Here is a 19,230-nt window from a genome sequence, read left to right on the forward strand (position 1 = left end):
TTGAAATTTCCGTCGGGCTTGCCGTATGACACGTTCCACACGACGTGGCTTGCCATGCAAAGTTTCGAATTGTTCTAAACTGCGTTTTAGAAAAGCTGACAACGTCCGTCAAGTCTGCGCAGTCCGAACGCGAAAATAAAACCCGGAGTACCGATGCCCGAAGTCATTTTCAACGGCCCAGCCGGCCGTCTTGAAGGCCGCTACCAGCCTTCCAAGGAAAAAAGCGCCCCGATTGCCCTCATCCTGCACCCGCACCCGCAGTTCGGCGGCACGATGAACAATCAGATTGTCTACCAACTCTTCTACATGTTCCAGAAGCGCGGCTTCACGACACTGCGCTTCAATTTCCGTGGCATCGGCCGCAGCCAGGGCGAATTCGACCACGGCGCCGGCGAACTTTCGGATGCCGCTTCGGCGCTGGACTGGGTGCAGAGCCTGCATCCCGATTCGAAGACCTGCTGGGTTGCCGGCTATTCCTTCGGCTCCTGGATCGGCATGCAGCTTCTGATGCGCCGCCCGGAGATCGAAGGCTTCATGTCGATCGCCCCGCAGCCGAATACCTACGACTTCTCGTTCCTGGCGCCCTGCCCGTCTTCGGGCCTGATCATCAACGGCGATTCGGACAAGGTCGCGCCTGAAAAGGACGTCAACGGCCTCGTCGAGAAGCTGAAGACCCAGAAAGGTATCCTGATCACCCACCGCACGGTGCCGGGTGCCAACCACTTCTTCAACGGCCAGGTCGAGCCGCTGATGGCCGAATGCGAGGATTACCTCGATCGCCGCCTGAACGGCGAACTGGTGCCGGAGCCGGCTGCAAAGCGCATCCGCTAGGAATTGCTATTCGTGGCGCCCACCTCAAAGGTCGGCGCCACGAAGCCATCAATATGGCGCGGCGCAATCTGCCGCATTCCGGCCTTTCGCAGCACATGCTGCGACGCATGATTGTCCGGATGGGTGAAGGCGATCAGCCGGCCCATGTTTCTTGCCGAAAACCAGTCGATCAGTGCCCGGGCCACTTCCGTCGCAAAGCCCTTGCCCCACTCATCTTCACGAAACGCGTAACCCATCTCGTATTCGCCGGTTTCCCGATCGTGCAGCGATATCCCCGCGCGCCCGATAAAGCGGCCACCGTCCCGGCTGAGAACCTTGTATTTCGTCGTCCCATCCTCGGCCTGTTCACGGAACCATTGAGCGATGCGCTCCTCGCACCTCGTCATATTCCACGGCTCGCCACCGGACATGAAGCGGCTCGTCGCCATTGTCGAATGCAGGTCATGCACCAGCCGCGCATCATCCGGCTGCCACATCACGAGGCGCGTCCGTTCAGTCTCGAGAATGGTCTCCACGTCTCACCTCCGCAAGCACTCCACCACTGACAGGCTCCCGCACACCCGTCGTTCCCGGATAGGTCAGCGGCAATCCTTCGAGCGAGCGGACTGCCAGATAGGCCCAGGCTTCCGCCTCCATCGCATCACCGTTGAAACCGGCATCCTCGGCGGAAATCACCGCTGCGTTCTGCCTAGCAGCGAGTTCCGTCAGGTCACGCATGATCACCCGGTTCAGCCGCCCGCCGCCGCAGATCACATAGAGCGCGGGCGTCACCGGAAGGTGACCGGCGGATTTGATGATCGAGGCAGCCGCCACGTAGGCAAGCGTGCGTGCGCCATCGGCGAGCTCCGCATCACCACCTGAAGGCGGCAAAAAATCGCTGCGGTCGAGCGAACGGCGTTTCGCGGCGGTAAAGAACGGGCTTGCGAGATAGCGCTCCGCCAGATGATCGGCGATACGCCCCTCCGAGGCAATCATCCCGCCCTGGTCGAAGGGAATGCCGGCATGCGCCTCGACCCACTGGTCGATCAGCGTATTGCCGGGACCGCTGTCATAGGCGATCACCGTCCCGTCAGCACCGACATAGGTCAGGTTCGAGATCCCGCCGATATTGACGAAACAGACCGGCAGTTTGGCGCCGTCTATGTTGGCAGCCAGTGCCGCGTGATAGGCGGGAACCAGCGGTGCACCCTGTCCGCCATGCACCATGTCGTTGGCGCGCATGTCGAAAACCGTGGCAATCCCGGTTTCATTCGCCAGCAACGCGCCGTCGCCGATCTGAACGGTCAGCGCCTCGTCTGGACGATGCAGAACGGTCTGGCCGTGAAAACCGAGCACATCCACCGCTTCGGCCGCGATCCCGTTCGTGTCGAGAAACTCCCTAACGGCAGCCACATGCCGTAGCGTCAGTTCGCGCTCGATGTCAGCGAGATCACCCGGCCGTTCGCTTCGCTTCCTGATCGTCTTTGCCTGTTCGAGCGCCAGTTTCAGCCGGTTGCGAAATGAAGCATCATAGCCGACGCCCAGAAACGGCCCGCGCTCGACGACGCCCGCGCCGTCCGTCCGGAGCAGAGCCACATCGATACCGTCCATCGACGTGCCGCTCATCAGGCCGATCGCGGTTCTCACTCCGGGCATGCTTCCTCCAAAAACTCTGCGGCCGAATAGTGCACTTTCGGCAAAACAGTGCTAAACGCGCCGCGGCGCTTCAACAAGTGCCGATCGCAATTCCCTCCGAAGCCTCAAGAGACGAAGTTCATGTCCGAGTTCAAATCCGATTTCCTGCGCACTCTGAAAGAGCGCGGCTTCATTCATCAGATCTCCGATGAATCCGGCCTCGACGATCTTCTCGCCAAGGAAACCGTGACGGCTTATATCGGCTACGACCCGACGGCCTCGAGCCTTCACGTCGGCCACCTGACGCAGATCATGATGCTGCACTGGTTCCAGGCGACTGGACATCGCCCGATCTCGCTGATGGGCGGCGGAACCGGCATGGTCGGCGACCCCTCCTTCAAGGAAGAAGCGCGCAAGCTGATGACGATCGAGATGATCGAAGAGAACATCGCCTCGATCAAGCGCTGCTTCTCGAACTACCTCGACTACGGCAAGCCTGCCAACGCGGCGCTGATGATCAACAATGCCGAATGGCTCCGCTCGCTGAACTACCTCGAATTCCTGCGCGATGTCGGCCGTCACTTCTCGGTCAACCGCATGCTGTCCTTCGACAGCGTCAAGACGCGTCTCGACCGCGAGCAGTCGCTGTCCTTCCTCGAATTCAACTACATGATCCTGCAGGCCTACGACTTCGTCGAGCTTGCCAAGCGCTACGACTGCCGCCTGCAGATGGGCGGTTCCGACCAGTGGGGCAACATTATCAACGGTATCGATCTCGGTCACCGCATGGGGACAGAGCAGCTCTACGCGCTGACCTCGCCGCTTTTGACCACCTCCTCGGGCGCCAAGATGGGCAAGTCGGCCTCGGGCGCCGTGTGGCTAAATGCCGAGCTGCTGCCGGTCTATGACTTCTGGCAGTACTGGCGCAACACCGAGGATGCCGATGTTCCGCGCTTCCTCAAGCTGTTCACCACCCTACCGATGGATGAAATCGCCCGCCTCTCGGCCATTGGCGGCGCAGAGCTGAACGAGGTCAAGAAGATCCTCGCGACCGAAGTGACGGCTATCCTGCATGGCCGTGCAGCGGCCGAGCAGGCAGCTGAAACCGCCCGCAAGACCTTCGAGGAAGGCGCGCTTTCCGACGATCTTCCGTCGGTCGAAATTCCATCCGCCGAACTGGATGCCGGTCTCGGCTTGCTGTCCCTGATCGTCCGTGCCGGCCTCGCCGCATCGAATGGCGAAGCGCGCCGTCACGTTCAGGGTGGTGCCGTGCGCATCAACGATCAGGCCGTCAGCGACGAGCGCAAGATGATCGGTAGCAGCGAGATCACCGCCAATGGCGTGATCAAGCTGTCGCTCGGCAAGAAGAAGCACATCCTGATCCGTCCCGCTGCCTGATAAGCGGGCAAGTTAGCCATCATCGAAAGCCGGCCTCGCGCCGGCTTTTTTATTGGAATTCGAAGATGTTACGAAAGACGCCGGGCGCGATGATCGACAGCGGGTTGATCTGCAGGTTCGGCTTGTCGAACTTGCCCGTCAGCTTGAAGGTGATGCCGATCAAGCCGCGATCGGAACCGTTGCCGAGAATGATGCCGATAACCGGCAATTCTGCGAACAGGCGGTTCAGCCCATAGGCCGGCATGAACGTGCCGGTCATGTCCATATTGCCCTTCGGGTCGCGGATGGTGCCCTGAAAGGTCGCGCCGATCTGCTCGCCGCGCACCACACCGTTCTCGATGCTGACGACGCCGCCCTGCGAAACGATTCGGGCAAAGCCCCGCTGGAAGCGCTGTGCCGATGTATCGATATCGCGCTTGACCGCCGAATTCAGGCTTCGCTGGTCCTGGCCGACAGGGGTTGAGACGATCGAATGCAGCCTGTCTTCGTTGACGATCGAAAACCGCCGGACATCGGCAGAACCATCCCAGCCGCCATTGCCGAAGCGCACCGTCATGTTGAGCAGCCCGCCGCGCATGTGCTTGTAAAAATCGGCAAAGCGCGACACGGAGCCAGCGTCACCGGTCGTGACGTTCAGGATCCGCCCGTCCTTCATCTGCGTTACCACCGCCTCGCCGCTGTCGGTCACGCCTGAAAGGTTGAGCACCTGCAGATCGCCGTCGCGCATCATGTAGAGCGCATCGAGGCTGCGCAGACGCTCGTCATTGAAGCCGACCACCTGTCCGAGTTTGGCGCGCACAGTGATGTCGCCGCCGCTGTCGGACTTCCCGTCGCCGTCGCCGCTACCGTTCTGGCCGTTCTTCAACCTGGCCAGGATCGGCCGCGCATCCGCGGTATCGCCCGAAACCGAGACTTCGAAGACACCCTTGGCGCGGCGGATGGAGATCGCGAAATCGTCGAGCGACGACAATTTCACGCTATCGAATGTCGCAGAGGTCAGTCCGCCCTTGCTGACCACAAGCGAGCCGCTGGCGCCAAAACCGTCGCCCTTCAACTTGAAATTCTTGACCTGCGTATTGTCTGCCGGACCGGATATCTCGAAGTCCGCCCCAGCCGGAATGCCCGCCCCCTTCGACCATCCGATCCACGGAAGCTGCAGCGTCGAGCGCGACAGGTCGATACTGACGGCCTGACGGTCGTTGTCGATCCGCGTCAGCTCTACCTTGATGCTGCCGTCGATGATGCCTGACAGACCGGGCAACAGTTTTTCACGCTGGTCGTTGGTCAACGTCGCGGTGATTTCGCGCTCCGGCGAGATTCCTGAATTCTTGTCGACCGGCTCCAGCAGCGAAATATCGGCAGGAACGCCGTCGATCTGCCCCTTGCCGTCAAGCGTCACCTGTTTCGGATCAGCGTTGAGCGTGCCATCGAGATTGGTGATCTTGCGGCCGGACACCGGCTTGGCGACGTCGACGCCCGAAAGCTGCATCGACGCCTTCCAGTCCGGTGGTGGCGGGTTCTGGGCGCTGACCAGTCCGAAACGGGCCTGTACCGTCGCGCTGATCTTGCCGCTGAGATCCTGCGGCACGAGGTTGGCGCGCTGCAGCACCTGCACGGGCTTATAGGTAAGCAGTTCGCCGACGGCATCGGCAGCCCCCGATATGGCAAGCTGCATCTCCGCCATCAGCGGCTTGTCGTAAGTCGCCGGCAGCACGAACGTGCCTTCGCCGAGATCCACCGTACGCCCGGACGGAAAGAACGACCGCCCGCTTTTGATCGACACCGTCGCCCGCGGTCCCTTGAGATCGAAATGCGCCGCAGTATCGCGGATCGGCGGAATATCGCCGGCAACGTTCATCCGCGCATTGGCGATATCGAAATCGATCTTGATCTGGTTCTCGTCGAGCTTCAGCCCCTTGCCGACAGCCTCGTCCAGCCGGCCGAAGGGGATGAAGACCGAAATCGAGGCATCGCTCACCGTTCCGCCGAACAGGTTCTTCAACACCCAGTCGCGCGCCTTCGGCGCCATCCAGAACGGCCAGAGCTGCTTGATCGCCGCCGTCTGCAATTGCTGCGACTGCCCGGCAAAACTTATCTCCGGCGAGACGTTGCCGAATTTCACATGCAGAGCGCCATAAAGCTGTCCAAGTGGACTGGAGGCCGTGATGCCCGGGAATTGCAATTCGCGGGTAGCGACCATGAAGCGGCCGCTAGCCTGGATATCGAAGGGTACCGGCTGCTCGCCGGAACCAACGGGCGAAGCGCTGCCGCCGCTAACCAGGAGATCGACCCCAAAACCCTTGCCGGCCGCTGGATCGAGCCGGTCGAGATCGATCAGCGCGCCGTTGAACGGCACCGATGTGGCGCCGAACTGCCCGTGCGACTTGGCGATCTCGATCGTCTGCTTCTTGAAGTCGTAATCGAGATTGATCTGCCCGCTGGTGAGTTCCTGCTGGTCGCCATCGACATAGATCAGACCCGGCGCAAGCGTAATGCCGGCGCTCAGCGCGGGATCGGTACCCTCGCCGTCTCTCGCTGCCGACACGGTAAAATCGGCAAATGCATTGACCCCCTGCCGGATCTCGCCAAGCACGTTCCGTTTGATGGCAAACGGCGTGACATCGGCGTGGCTGAGCTTGGCGGTAAAGCGCTGGGTCTTGCCGTCGCGGTTGTCGGCCTGGACATCCAGCATCGCCGGCTCGCCGTTGATCGAGATCTGACCGGCCAGATGCAGCGCCGTTGCCGACGGCCGGGAAAAAACGAGATCATCGACAACGATCGACAGCGGCCCGTTGGCGGTGTCGGCGATCTTGATGTCGATGCCTGAAATACGGATGCTGTCCGTACCGCCCCGCTGTGCGAAACTGTCGAACAGGTCGAGATGGGAGAAAGCCGATTCCAGCGCCTCGGGGATCTGATCGACCCGCAGATTTTCGAGCTTTACCGGATTGCCGGAAGGCAGAAGTGCCGTGTCGAGGGCGATATCCTCGGCCTCGACATCGGCAATCGCTATCCGCCCGCGAAACAGCGCCAGCGGATTGAGAGCCATGCGCATCGCGCCTGTCGTCGACAGATGCTGGCCGCTTTGCTGGTCGATCATGTTGACGTTACGCGCTTCGAGAGCCAGCCGAAGACCGGAGGTGAAACGGATCACGGTCGATCCGACCTCGGCCTTGTATCGGGGACCGATCGCCGAATTGAGCGCCATCTGCGCCTGCTTCGAGAGCGTCTGATCGACCATTCCGCTTTCGATGACGGCGGCAATGACAGCAAGAATGAGGACAAGCACGGCGAAACATCCGCCGGTCCATCCGGCGGTGCGCCGCAGCTTGGAGCGCGGCGGCGGGCAATGCACGATCATGGGATCTTCGGTTTGGGCCGAAGGGAGTTCATGCAAGGCGACGATGTCTTTCTTGCGAAACGTAACTTTTTCGCCGCGGATCGCCGACATACGTCTTGGGTAACTCCTTGAATTCCAATTTCCGGTCTAGCTCGCCCGGTACTCGCCCAATATATATCGGCTGGGTTAAGTGTCACCCATAAACCCGGCAAAAGAAAGGTTTCCACATGGCGGATATCGGCATCGGCGCCGAAGCCCCGGACTTCGACCTCCCGCGTGATGGCGGCGGCCGCGTATCGCTCGCAGAATTCAGGGGCAAACCTCTGGTTCTGTTCTTCTATCCGAAAGATGACACGGCGGGCTGCACCGCCGAATCGATCGGCTTCACCGAGCTTGCCGGCGAATTCGAAAAGGCCGGTGCCGGGCTCGTCGGCATGTCGCCCGACTCGGTCAAATGCCACGAGCGTTTCATCAAGAAATACAGCCTCGCCGTCGCGCTTGCTTCGGATGAGGAAAAGACCGTGCTGCAGACCTATGGCGTGTGGAAACAGAAGAGCATGTACGGCCGCACCTATATGGGCGTCGAGCGCACCACCTTCCTGATCCGCGCCGACGGCACCATTGCCACCATCTGGCAGAAGGTCAAAGTGCCCGGCCATGCAGAGGCAGTGTTGCAGGCCGTCAGGAACCTCGCCGCATGACCGCACTGACGATGACGTCGTTGCGAGGTGGCGCGATCGACGCCATCCGCTCCGCCGATCTCGACAGGAAGACGGAACTCGCCCAGGAAGCAGCGACGCGCTGGTTCGAGCGCCGGATTTCGCTGCGCTCGCCGCTCGATCCCCCATTGCCGGAGCGGCCGGGCCGCCCGGAGAAACCCAAGCTTGTTCCGCCGACCCAGGTTGAGAAGCGCTCGCTGCACACGGTTCACGGCCGTATCGCCCTGCTTCATTCGATCGCCCATATCGAACTCAACGCCGTCGATCTGGCCCTCGACATCGTCGCCCGCTTCGCCACCGAACCGGTGCCGAACTCCTTCTTCGACGGTTGGATGCAGGTTGCCTTCGAGGAAGCCAAGCATTTCCGCATGGTCCGCGACAGGCTGCGAGACCTCGGCGCCGACTACGGCGATGTTCCGGCCCATGACGGGCTCTGGCAGGCGGCGCACTCTACCCGCAACGACCTGACCGCCCGGCTCGCCGTCGTCCCACTCATTCTCGAAGCACGCGGCCTCGACGTCACGCCGTCGCTGCAGGCGAAGATGCGCGAAACCGGCGACCTTGAAAGCGCCGCCATCCTCGATGTCATCTATAACGATGAAAAGGGCCATGTCGCGATCGGCGCAAAATGGTTCCGGTTTCTCTGCGCCCGCGAACGCAGAGATCCGGCTCAGACCTTCCGAGAGCTCGTCCGGGCACACTTTCGCGGCCCGCTGAAACCGCCTTTCAACGACCTGGCACGTGCCGAAGCCGGACTGACGCCATCGTTCTACCGTTCATTGACATCGACAAGCAGTGGCTGAACCATTGCGTGCGCCGGCTCCATGAGCGAAGTAATTTGTTAACCTTAACAGTGTGTAATCAATCCAATTGAAGCACGGGCGCATCAATTGGGAGATTCTCCGTGACGCATGCACAGCACCAGCGCGTATTCGGCAAGCGTTCACAGGAACATATCCTCATTTTGGCAAGCGGCGACAAGGTCCGTCACATGACGGTCAAGCCCTGGATGGCCGCCCTTGCCTTCTGCTTTGTCGGCGTCTTCGCCATCGGCTATCTGCTCGCAACCTCCTATCTCGTACTCCGCGACGACCTGATAGGGGCCACTATGGCCCGCCAGGCCCGGATGCAGCACGATTACGAAGACCGGATCGCAGCCTTGCGCGCACAGGTCGACCGCGTCACCTCCCGTCAGTTGCTCGATCAGCAGGTCGTCGAGGACAAGGTCGACAAGCTGATGGAACAGCAGATGGCGCTGACCTCGCGCCATGGGAAGCTCGGATCGCTGCTCGACCGGGCCGAAAGCTCCGGCCTGACGGACAAGGACGTGCAGGCACCGGTCCAGTCCTTCGTCCCCGATACCAAGGACAAGCGCGCATCGCTTTCGGGCGGCGCCGCAGCGATCAACAAGATGCTTTCAGGCGGCAGCGAACCGGCGGACGCCACGCCTGACAATACCACCCTCGCCTATGTTCCCGCACCTGAAACCGTCGGCGACCGCGCCGACCGTCTGTTTTCCAAGGTCACGCTTTCGCTGAAAGGCGTCGAGGAAGACCAGCGTTCGCGGGTCGATCAACTGACAGCCGATGCAGGCGATGCCGCCGACGCCATTTCCAGCGTCCTGAACCGCTTCAGCATTTCAGTCCCGCAGCAGACGGCAAAAGCCGGCGATGACGACAGCGCCATCGGCGGCCCTTATGTCGAGCCGGAGAGCGAAGACGATTTCGACAATTCCCTGGTGCAGCTCGACACCGCGCTGACCCGGCTCGAGACCGTGCGTAATACCGCCGAATCCCTGCCCTTCCGCAATCCCGGCATCGGCAAGGACATCACGAGCCCCTTCGGCAACCGCCGCGATCCGTTCCTCGGCCGCCTGGCACTTCATTCCGGCATCGACTTCCGCTTTGCCCCAGGCGAAAAGGTTCGCCCGACGGCCGCTGGCAAGGTCACCACCGCCGGCTGGACGGGTGGCTATGGCAACATGGTGGAAGTCGATCACGGCAACGGCATTTCCACCCGCTATGGGCACATGTCGCAGATCCTGGTAAAGGTCGGCGACACCGTCGATCGTGGCGATGTTATCGGTCTCGCAGGTAGCACCGGCCGCTCCACCGGCACGCATCTGCACTATGAAGTACGCCAGAACGGCCGCGCCGTAGACCCGATGTATTTCATGAATGCAGGGTTTAAACTGGCGACCTATATAAAATAACCAAAGGCAGTAACCACAGCTTTACCTGTGCAAGGGCTGCAAGGCCCGTATTCCTTGACTTGCAAGCCGTTTGGGAATATGTCGCGCTGCATTGCGGCATGCAATCCCGCCGACTCAGCCAGAGTTCGGCCGAACCTGAACGGAAATAGTTTTCCCTTTGACGACATTTGCTGATCTTGGCTTGAGCCAAAAAGTGCTTTCCGCCGTTACCGACGCCGGCTACACGATCCCTACCCCTATTCAGGCGGGCGCCATCCCGTTCGCCCTGCAGCGCCGCGACATTTGCGGCATTGCGCAGACGGGTACGGGCAAGACGGCGTCCTTCGTTCTGCCGATGTTGTCGCTGCTGGAAAAGGGCCGTGCCCGCGCCCGCATGCCCCGCACGCTGATTCTCGAGCCGACCCGCGAACTCGCGGCCCAGGTCGCCGAGAATTTCGAGAAATACGGCAAGAACCACCGTTTGAACGTCGCCCTTCTGATCGGCGGCGTGTCCTTCGAAGAACAGGACCGCAAGCTTGAGCGCGGTGCCGACGTTCTGATCTGCACGCCCGGCCGACTGCTCGACCATTTCGAGCGCGGCAAGCTGCTGATGAGCGGCGTCGAGATCTTCGTCATCGACGAAGCCGACCGCATGCTCGACATGGGCTTCATTCCGGATATCGAACGCATCGCCAAGATGATCCCGTTCACCCGCCAGACGCTGTTCTTCTCGGCCACCATGCCGCCGGAGATCCAGAAGCTGGCCGACCGCTTCCTGCAGAACCCGGAGCGCATCGAAGTCGCCAAGCCGGCCTCCGCCTCGAAGACCATCACCCAGCGTTTCGTCGCCACCCATGGCAAGGATTATGAGAAGCGCGCTACCCTGCGCGATCTCGTGCGCGCCCAGGAAGAGCTGAAGAACGCCATCATCTTCTGCAATCGCAAGGTGGATGTAGCCGATCTGTTCCGCTCGCTGGAACGGCACGGTTTCTCGGTCGGTGCGCTGCATGGCGATATGGACCAGCGTTCGCGCACCACCATGCTGCAGAACTTCCGCGACGGCCAGCTCCAGCTTCTGGTGGCCTCTGACGTCGCAGCCCGCGGCCTCGACATCCCGGATGTCAGCCACGTTTTCAACTTCGATGTACCGATCCATTCGGAAGATTACGTTCACCGTATTGGCCGTACCGGCCGTGCAGGCCGCTCCGGCGCCGCCTTCACGCTGGTGACCAAGCGCGATATGAAATTCACCGATGCGATCGAAAAGCTGATCGGCGAGAAGGTCGAATGGCTGAACGGCGATCTCAGCGCCTTGCCTCCTGCAGAGGAAAGCAAGGAGACGGATCGTCCGGGACGCGGCGGCCGTGGCGACAAGAGCCGCGATCGCGGCCGCGGCAAGGGCCGTGGCGCTTCGGGTCATAAATCTGATACCGCCGTCGAACATACTACCGCCGAAATCATCGAAGTCGCAGCACCAGCCCCAGTAAAGGTCGAAAGCGTGAAGCAAGAGCGCAAGGCAGAGAACAAGCAGCACAACAACGCGCGCAACGCTCGGCCCTATCCGGCAAACGACGACTCTCGCGACCGCCGCCGCTACCGTGACCACGATGACGGCCCGACACCGGTTGGTTTCGGCGACGACATCCCTGCCTTCATGCTGATTGCAGCCAGCGCCAAGGTCTGATCCGTCGATGGGTCAGCCCGGCATCGATTTCCCAGGCCTCGGCGTAGGCCTGGTGATTTTGCGCGACGGCAAGATTCTCCTTTATAAGCGCGTCAAGGCGCCGGAACCGAGTCACTGGAGCATTCCAGGAGGCAAGGTGGATTTCATGGAATCCACCGCCGAGGCCGCACGCCGCGAGGCTGAGGAAGAAACCGGCCTCGAAATCCGCACTGTCAGACTGCTTGGTCCGGCGGAGGTGCTCAGCCAGGCCGACAGGCAGCATTGGATTTCGCTGCTTTACATCGCCGACGACTTTCGCGGCGATCCTGAGATCACTGAGCCGGATAAGCTTTCCGATTTCGGATGGTTCGGCCGCAACGAGCTGCCGCAGCCACTCTCCGAATTTGCCCGTGCGGCAATCGATTTCCTCGGCGACACCGACCTCCGCTGACTACTCGGCCCGCAGCGCTGCCTCGTAGGCAAGCCTGACCCATTTCGCCATCTCGTCCGGATCATCATAGGCATTCTCGGGGATAGACCAGTAGGGCATCTTCACCGGATTGCCCTTCTTGCCCTCGTAGGACCACTGGCTGGCGCCGGCATCAGCGAATTCCGGCGCGCTCTTCTCGTCGGCCTTCAGGAGCATTTCATCGCGCAGCTCGATCGCGATGATCCGGCCGAGGTGATAGATCCCCTTGCCGCCGAACATCCGCTTGATGGTGACAGGGCCGAGACCCTGAAACATTTCCTCGATCGCCGCCGTGTCCATTTTACCCCCTCAAAATGCCACCGGCCGCCACAACGGCTTCCGGCGTATCCACGTCCAGATGTGCCGCATCGCCGATGTCGACATCGATCACAGGCAATCCGGATGTCTCGATGATATGCCGCGCCCCGACATCGCCTTCAAGCCGCATCACGGCATCGCCTAGCGAGTGCGGAAGAATGACCGGGTTGCCACGCTTGCCGCGCGACACCGCTCGAACGATCGCTCGTCCAGAAGCCGCGCGGAAGGCGGAGATTAGGGCGTCGAGATCGGCAGCCGTCACTCCCGGCATATCCGCGAGCATGACGAGCACGCCATCCGCATCGTGTGCCGGCGCCGCCGAAAATCCTGAAATGAGCGAGCTTGCCATGCCGGACGCATAATCGGTGTTCTCGATGGCCACCACACCCAATCCGGCGAGTGCAGCCTCGATCTCGCTACCCCGGTGACCAGTCACGACGATGACGGATGCCGCATCGGCAGCGAGCGCGGTTTCGGCGGTACGGCGCACCAGCGGCTTGCCGTCGAACTCCGCCAGCAGCTTATGGGCACCACCCTCTCCCATCCGGCTGGCTTTGCCGGCCGCCAAGATCACCGCAGCAACTGTCACCGGCCGGTAAAGCTCCTCGGCACTGTCCCGCGGCCGCGGCCGTGTCTCGATCTCCATCAGCAATCCTCCGACACCCATGCCCGTCAGATCATGGGCATCGGGTTTCTCTCCAGCCAGGATGCGATCCAGCACCCAGTCGAAACCGTTCTCCTTCGGACTGCGGGCACAGCCCGGCGCACCGACGACATAGGTCTCCCCGATCCGCCCAAGTACCATCAGATTGCCGGGGTCCACGGGCATGCCGACGCTCAGAATCTCTCCGCCGGCCTGCCGGATCGCCGCCGGGATCACATCGTCCTCGTCAATCACGGCCGACGCCCCAAAGACGATCACGAGCTTCGGAAAGCGCTCGGCAGCCACCATTGCCTCACCGATGGCGATAGCGACGGCGTCGCGTCCGTGAGCCACACGCTGCTCGCGTGCCAACCGGTTGCCGGATGCAGCCAGCCGCCGCTCCAGAATGCGCGCCGTCTTATCCATGACCACGGGTTTCAGCGACGGCAGTTCGGTGGCGACAAGCGATACCGCATACTCGGCAAAAGGCTTGACTTGGAAGGCCACCGCAGCCCGCAGCACATCGCACGCAGCCTCGACCTTGCTTCCTGGCACCGCAAGCGGAATGATCTTGAAGGTCGCCACCATATCGCCCGCCCGCACGCGCGCATGATCTCCAAGACAGGCGAGCGTGATTGCCGGATCGATGCGATTGACGCGGTCGACGATGGCGCGGTCCGCGACAAACAGCCCATCTGCCGCCGCATAGACATTCACCCGCCCTGTGGCTGCCTCCGAAAAGCGCAGATGATCCGGCGCGATTGCCGCAGCGAGCTGCCGCGCCGCCTCGTCTTCGCTCAGATCCCCGTCCTCGATGCGCGCTGCGGTGATGCTGGCAATACCTGCCCGCTGGAGCGTTTCGATATCCTCCGGCAAAACGCGGTGGCCTTTGTGCAAGGTCCGGCCGAGCAGTTTCACCGCATGCGCCAGCATCAGTCCTTCGGCACCGGCGATCGGAAATTCGCCGAACTTCATCCCTTATCACCTCGCGGAGACAAGAGATTGCGCGAGCGCAGCGCCTCGATGATCTGCGCCAGGATGGCAACGGCGATCTCTGCCGGACTGGCTGCGCCGATATTGAGCCCGATCGGCCCGTTGATGCGCGCCAGCGCCTCATCCGGGAAACCCTCGGCCCTCAGCCGCTCGATACGTGACGCATGGGTCTTCCGGCTTCCGAGCGCGCCGACATAGAAACAGCCGCGGCGCAGCGCCTCGGCAATCGGAAAATCGTCTATCTTCGGATCGTGCGTCACCGCGACCAGCGCCGTATAGGCGTCGAGCGGCTTGTCCTTCAGGACATCGACCGGCCAGTCGGCCGTCAAGTCTATCCCCGCAAAACGCTCCGGCGTCGCGAAAGCCGTCCGTGGATCAATGATCCTGACGTCGAAGCCTGCCAGCGCTGCCATTTGCGCCAGCACCTGGCTGATATGGACCGCGCCGATGATGACGATATCAGGCGGGGGCAGATGCACGTTGAGGAAATAGCGCCTGCCACCGGCCTCCACAATGCTCGAGCGCCCTGAGCGAAAGGCAGCCGCTATGGCTTCCCCAAGCGCGCCGGAGAGATGGTCGCCTTCTGAAACGACGCTCGCCCGGCCACCACCGAGATCGGTGACGAGTGCGGCAGCGATCCGTGCCTGCCTCAAGGCATTCAGCCGCTCGAGCGCCGCCAGCTCCATCAGCCGAGCCTTTCGACATACACGCGGATCCGTCCGCCGCAGGAAAGCCCGACGCGCCAGGCCGTCTCGTCGGCAACGCCGAATTCCAGCATCTTCGCTTCGCCGCTGCCGATAACATCGAGCGCTTCGGTGATGACGGCGCCTTCGACGCAGCCGCCGGAAACGGAGCCTTCGAAATTGCCGTCGGCATCGATCACCAGATGGCTGCCCGCAGGCCGCGGCGCCGAGCCCCAAGTTTCGATGACCGTGGCGATTGCTACATCGCGGCCGCTTTTCCTCCAGGCTTCCGCCGTCATCAGCGGATCGAGGCCGCCAGACATCTCGCTCATGCAGAGCCTCTCATTCTCTCCAGATAGCGCCGCGGCTGATAAGCCTCGGCGCGGCCGGACCCGAGCGCCGCAGCAAGATCGCTCAAGGAGGATAGATTGTGAACCGGCCGGAATTCGTCAACATGCGGCAGCATGGCGCGAACGCCGCGCGCCCGCGGCTCGAAGCCATCGAAGCGCAGCAGCGGATTGAGCCAGAGCAGCCTCCGGCAGGAGCGATGCAGCCGGTCCATCTCGGCCGAAAGCTGCTCGACGCCCTCGCGCTCCAGCCCGTCCGTGATCAACAGTACCACGGCGCCCTGCCCCAGCACGCGCCGGCCCCAGAGGCGGTTGAACTCGTGCAGCGTCTCGCCGATCCGCGTTCCGCCCGACCAGTCATTGACGGCAGCCGCGCATTCGTCCAGCGCCTGATCCGGATCCTTGTTGCGCATCTGCCGCGTCACGTTGGTGAGCCGTGTGCCGAACAGGAAGGTGCTGACGCGTCGGCGCCGCTCCGTCAGCACATGCAGGAAGTGCAGGAAAATCCGAGTATATTGGCTCATCGAGCCGGAAATATCAGCCAACACCACCAAGGGCGGCTGGATCTCCTTACGCTCGCGGTAGCGCGGCAGGATCAGCGATCCGCCGGTGCGAAGGGCGGCGCGCATCGTTGCGCGGGGATCGACCGTCGCGTGGCGATGCGATGGCTTGAATCTCCGGGTGGTGACACGGTCCAGCGGCAGCTGCAGGCGTGCCAGCTCCTTCTTGGCGAGCGCCATCTCCGCCGCCGACATCTGCGCGAAATCCATGCGCCGGATGATCTCATTGCCCGACATCGTGAAGCGCGCATCGATCTCGATATCGGGCTCTTCGCGCGGCGGCTTGTCGGCGCCCCGGTCACCGAGCAGCGCATCGCTTGCCCGGGTCTCTCCCGGCCTCTGCTTTTCCTTCTCCCGCGTATCCGGCGCCCGTGGCGACATCATCGCGATCATCTTCTCGACGAGATTGCGCGATCGCCAGAAAAGCCGGAACGCCTCGTCGAAGACAGCTGCATCCTCATGCCGCTTGACGAAGACCGCCGAGAGCGCCGCATGGAACTCGTCGCGCGATCCCATGCCGATCGCTTCCACCGCCTCGATGGCGTCAGCGATCGCCGCTGGGCCAACTTTCAGTCCCGCCTTGCGCAGCGTCCGGCCGAAGAAAACGATATTGTCAGCAAACTGGCCGTCACCCAGCGGAAGCGGCGGAACGACGATACCATCCTCTGCCTTCTCGCCCTGCATCGCCTATCCCGCAACCCGCAATTCGTCCTGGACATCCTTCAGCACCCGTGCGCCCTCGCCGCCCTGAATGCGGGCGATATCGTCCTGATATTTCAGCAGCGTGCCGATCGTGTCCGAAATCGTTTCCGGGTCGAGCGCTAACCGGTCGAGCTCCGTCAGCGCCGTCGCCCAGTCGATCGTCTCGGCAACGCCTGGGTTCTTGAAGAGGTCGAGTGTCCTCAGCCGCTGCACATAGGCAACGATCTGGCGCGACAGCGTCTCGTTGCAGTGAGGCACTTTCCGGCGGATGATCTCAAGCTCCTGCTGCGCCTCGGGATAATCGAGCCAGTGGTAGAGGCAGCGCCGCTTCAGGGCATCGTGCACCTCACGCGTCCGGTTTGTGGTGATGATGACGATGGGTGGTTCGTCTGCCCTGATCGTCCCGAGCTCGGGAATAGTCACCTGAAAATCGGACAGGACCTCCAGCAGGAAAGCCTCGAAGGCCTCGTCGGTACGGTCGAGCTCGTCGATCAGGAAAACCGGCGCACGCCCGTCTGTGGAGGAAAGCGCCTGCAGCACCGGGCGGCGGATCAGATAGCGCTCGGAAAAGATATCGGATTCGATCCGCGCGCGGTCGGTCAGGCCAGAGGCTTCCGACAGCCGGATCTCCAGCATCTGTGCCGGGTAGTTCCACTCGTAGACGGCAGAGGCGACGTCCAGCCCCTCATAGCACTGCAGCCGGATTAGCGGACGCCCGAGCGCCTTGGACAGAACCTTGGCGATCTCTGTCTTGCCGACGCCCGCCTCGCCCTCGAGAAACAAGGGCCGCTTCATTTTCAACGCCAGGAAAAGCACGGTGCCGAGCGCCCGGCCCGCAAGATAATCCTGCCCGCCGAGCAGCGCGATCGTTTCATCGATCGACTGCGGCAGAAGCGGCGCGCTCTGATCAGCCATGTCTCCTCCCTTTTGGAGAAGTTATAGCGTGTGATAGTCGCGGTTCATATAGAGGAGAGCCGGTTTTGTTTCGTCGAAACGCACGCCGACCACCTCGCCGAAGATGACGTGATGCGTTGACATCTCCTTGATTTCCATGACCCGGCAATCGAAGGAGGCGAGTGAATCCGAAAGCACCGGCGCCCCGGTTACCAGCTTCTCGAACTTGCCCGTCGAGAACCTGTCCTCGTTGTCGAGCTTCATGCGTCCGGAAAAGGCGTCCGCCAGCCCCTGATGATGGGCGCCCAGCGTGTTCAGCGCAAAGATGCCGCTGCGGAAGAAGATCTCGTTCTTCGGGTTGCTGTTGTTGAGGCAGACGAGCACGCAGGCCGGACTGTCGGAGACGGAGCATGCGGCAGTGATCGTCACGCCGCGCTTCTGATCGCCGAGCGCCGTCGTCACCAGCTGGACATGCCCGCCAAAGCGGCTCATGGCATCGCGATACAGCGCTGGATCGATCGGTTGCCTGCTCAACACAGAAGGTCTCCTGCGGCCTCGCCGCTTGTTGTTATGTCACTAATATGGCCGCCATCGGTTACATTTTCTACAATGAACGCGACGAAATGCTGCCTATTACGCTGTTTTTCTTTGACGATTAGTATTCGCCGGATAAAAGGGCATGGACAAAGGTCAGGAGCCGGCGACTTTTATGAATATTCTGCGTGGCATAGCTGCTGTTTCGATGCTGCTGATGGCGGCGCCGGCAGGCCATGCAGCTGGCATCACCATCGGCGTCGTTGCCCCCCAGGGCGGCAATCTCCAGCAGCTCGGAACCCAGATCTTCGCCGGTGCGAATTTTCAGGTCACCAAGGATGGCAACACCTTCGTCGCGGTCAACGAACCCTGCGAGGACAACAGCGGCGGCACGATTGCCGACGCGCTGATCGCCGCCAAGGTCCAGGTCGCCATCGGCTTTCTCTGCAGCGAGACGCTGGAAGGCGCCCTGCCGAAGCTGAAGGATGCCAATATCCCCGCAATCACCGTGTCCGTCCGTTCCCGTATCCTGATGGAAGATTCACTGAAGAACGGCTGGCCGCTCTTCCGTCTTGGCCCGCCTGATGGGGCTGAAGCCGCTCGCATCATCGAGGTTATCCTGCGCGACTGGGCGGCCGCGCCGATCGCACTCATCGAGGACGGCACGATCCACGGCCGCGAACTGACCGAAGCCGTCAGGAACGCTCTTGAGCAGAACGGCCTGAAGGCGGCCTTCACCGACACCTACCGGCCGGGCCAGGAACAGCAGATCGCGCTTGTCCGCCGGCTGAAACGCGCCGGCGCCGCCAAAGTCTTCATCGGCGGCGACCGCTCGGACGTGGCGATCATCGCCCGCGATGCGGCAGCCGAAAAAATCCCGCTCGATATCCTCGGCGGCGACGCGATGCGGGCCGCCAATCAACCGCTGGCGCTGGCGGACGGCGTGCACGCTATCGCGATCCCCGAATATGCAAGCCAGCCGGATGGCAAGGCTGCCGCCCAGGCGACGCGCGAACAGGGCATCGAACCGGAAGGCTATGTGCTTCCCGCAGCCGCAGCCGCCGCGATTGCACAGCAGGCGGTCTCCGCGGCAAACGGCAAGCCGCTCCCCGATGTGCTGACCGGCACGCGCTTTGAGACGCCGATAGGTCCTGTCACATTCGGAGCCAATCACGAACTGACGGACAACCCTTACCGCCTGCAGGAATGGCGCAACGGCGCCTTCACGATCCTCGGCGCGGCCTCGGAGTGATGCTGCAGATCGGGCACCTCGATCAGTTGCCCGCCGCGTCCTACGCTGCTAAATCCGCGTCGAGCATCTTAACGAGAGA

General features: G+C 62.1%; 18 protein-coding genes. 8 read left to right on the forward strand and 10 right to left on the reverse strand.

Annotated features, from left to right (window positions below):
• Positions 1 to 153: 153 nt before the first annotated feature.
• Positions 154 to 831, forward strand: coding sequence for an alpha/beta hydrolase (locus AC1DNK_RS19935; RefSeq protein ID WP_112516181.1), 678 nt, complete (start codon positions 154 to 156; stop codon positions 829 to 831).
• Here AC1DNK_RS19935 and AC1DNK_RS19940 read toward each other — a convergent pair.
• Positions 828 to 1,307 carry a GNAT family N-acetyltransferase gene (locus AC1DNK_RS19940; RefSeq protein WP_477943140.1) on the reverse strand — a complete coding sequence of 160 codons (480 nt, stop codon included), beginning with the start codon at positions 1,305 to 1,307 and terminating at the stop codon, positions 828 to 830. The genes AC1DNK_RS19935 and AC1DNK_RS19940 overlap by 4 nt on opposite strands.
• 16 nt (positions 1,308 to 1,323) lie before the next feature.
• Positions 1,324 to 2,466 (reverse strand): anhydro-N-acetylmuramic acid kinase, encoded by a 1,143-nt coding sequence (locus AC1DNK_RS19945; protein WP_477943021.1) that lies wholly within the window; start codon positions 2,464 to 2,466, stop codon positions 1,324 to 1,326.
• Between the two features lie 120 nt (positions 2,467 to 2,586).
• Here AC1DNK_RS19945 and tyrS point away from each other — a divergent pair, with 120 nt between their 5' ends.
• Positions 2,587 to 3,843, forward strand: a complete 1,257-nt coding sequence (gene tyrS / locus AC1DNK_RS19950) for a tyrosine--tRNA ligase (RefSeq protein ID WP_477943022.1) — start codon at positions 2,587 to 2,589, stop codon at positions 3,841 to 3,843.
• A gap of 49 nt (positions 3,844 to 3,892) precedes the next feature.
• Here tyrS and AC1DNK_RS19955 read toward each other — a convergent pair whose 3' ends face one another.
• Complete coding sequence (locus AC1DNK_RS19955; RefSeq protein ID WP_477943023.1) at positions 3,893 to 7,294, reverse strand: YhdP family protein; 3,402 nt, start codon at positions 7,292 to 7,294, stop codon at positions 3,893 to 3,895.
• Between the two features lie 116 nt (positions 7,295 to 7,410).
• Between AC1DNK_RS19955 and AC1DNK_RS19960 the strand changes: the two genes are divergently transcribed.
• The 5 genes from AC1DNK_RS19960 to AC1DNK_RS19980 all read left to right on the forward strand — a co-directional run bounded on the left by AC1DNK_RS19960 (position 7,411) and on the right by AC1DNK_RS19980 (position 12,207).
• Positions 7,411 to 7,884, forward strand: coding sequence for a peroxiredoxin (locus tag AC1DNK_RS19960; protein ID WP_477943024.1), 474 nt, complete (start codon positions 7,411 to 7,413; stop codon positions 7,882 to 7,884).
• The gene (locus tag AC1DNK_RS19965) at positions 7,881 to 8,705 is read left to right on the forward strand and encodes a ferritin-like domain-containing protein (RefSeq protein ID WP_477943025.1); all 825 of its coding nucleotides are present in this window, start codon (positions 7,881 to 7,883) and stop codon (positions 8,703 to 8,705) included. Before AC1DNK_RS19960 ends, AC1DNK_RS19965 begins: the two co-directional genes overlap by 4 nt.
• A gap of 101 nt (positions 8,706 to 8,806) precedes the next feature.
• On the forward strand, positions 8,807 to 10,114 hold the full coding sequence (locus AC1DNK_RS19970) for a peptidoglycan DD-metalloendopeptidase family protein (RefSeq protein WP_477943026.1): 1,308 nt from the start codon (positions 8,807 to 8,809) through the stop codon (positions 10,112 to 10,114).
• A gap of 157 nt (positions 10,115 to 10,271) precedes the next feature.
• Entirely contained in the window at positions 10,272 to 11,777 is a 1,506-nt protein-coding gene (locus tag AC1DNK_RS19975) for a DEAD/DEAH box helicase (RefSeq protein WP_477943027.1), read from the forward strand.
• 7 nt (positions 11,778 to 11,784) lie between these two features.
• A complete protein-coding gene (locus tag AC1DNK_RS19980; protein WP_477943028.1) occupies positions 11,785 to 12,207 on the forward strand; it encodes an NUDIX domain-containing protein in 423 nt (140 codons plus the stop codon).
• Here the strand turns inward: AC1DNK_RS19980 and AC1DNK_RS19985 are convergent, their stop codons facing one another.
• From AC1DNK_RS19985 to AC1DNK_RS20015, 7 genes are read right to left on the reverse strand one after another with little or no spacing between them, the layout of a single operon-like run.
• On the reverse strand, positions 12,208 to 12,525 hold the full coding sequence (locus tag AC1DNK_RS19985; RefSeq protein ID WP_112539220.1) for a TfoX/Sxy family protein: 318 nt from the start codon (positions 12,523 to 12,525) through the stop codon (positions 12,208 to 12,210).
• A 1-nt stretch (position 12,526) separates the two neighbouring features.
• Positions 12,527 to 14,161: an NTP transferase domain-containing protein gene (locus AC1DNK_RS19990; RefSeq protein ID WP_477943029.1), complete on the reverse strand. Its 1,635-nt coding sequence runs from the start codon at positions 14,159 to 14,161 to the stop codon at positions 12,527 to 12,529.
• Positions 14,158 to 14,865 (reverse strand): XdhC family protein, encoded by a 708-nt coding sequence (locus tag AC1DNK_RS19995; RefSeq protein ID WP_477943030.1) that lies wholly within the window; start codon positions 14,863 to 14,865, stop codon positions 14,158 to 14,160. The genes AC1DNK_RS19990 and AC1DNK_RS19995 overlap by 4 nt, the downstream gene beginning before the upstream one ends.
• A complete protein-coding gene (locus tag AC1DNK_RS20000) occupies positions 14,865 to 15,194 on the reverse strand; it encodes an XdhC family protein (protein WP_477943031.1) in 330 nt (109 codons plus the stop codon). The genes AC1DNK_RS19995 and AC1DNK_RS20000 overlap by 1 nt, the downstream gene beginning before the upstream one ends.
• Entirely contained in the window at positions 15,191 to 16,453 is a 1,263-nt protein-coding gene (locus tag AC1DNK_RS20005; protein ID WP_477943032.1) for a vWA domain-containing protein, read from the reverse strand. Before AC1DNK_RS20005 ends, AC1DNK_RS20000 begins: the two co-directional genes overlap by 4 nt.
• A 3-nt stretch (positions 16,454 to 16,456) precedes the next feature.
• Complete coding sequence (locus AC1DNK_RS20010; protein WP_477943033.1) at positions 16,457 to 17,386, reverse strand: AAA family ATPase; 930 nt, start codon at positions 17,384 to 17,386, stop codon at positions 16,457 to 16,459.
• A 21-nt stretch (positions 17,387 to 17,407) separates the two neighbouring features.
• Positions 17,408 to 17,902, reverse strand: coding sequence for a flavin reductase (locus AC1DNK_RS20015; protein WP_112516167.1), 495 nt, complete (start codon positions 17,900 to 17,902; stop codon positions 17,408 to 17,410).
• A 172-nt stretch (positions 17,903 to 18,074) separates the two neighbouring features.
• Between AC1DNK_RS20015 and AC1DNK_RS20020 the strand changes: the two genes are divergently transcribed.
• Complete coding sequence (locus AC1DNK_RS20020) at positions 18,075 to 19,151, forward strand: ABC transporter substrate-binding protein (RefSeq protein WP_477943034.1); 1,077 nt, start codon at positions 18,075 to 18,077, stop codon at positions 19,149 to 19,151.
• Positions 19,152 to 19,230: the final 79 nt, after the last annotated feature.

The organism is Rhizobium sp. 01N424 (assembly GCF_056399485.1).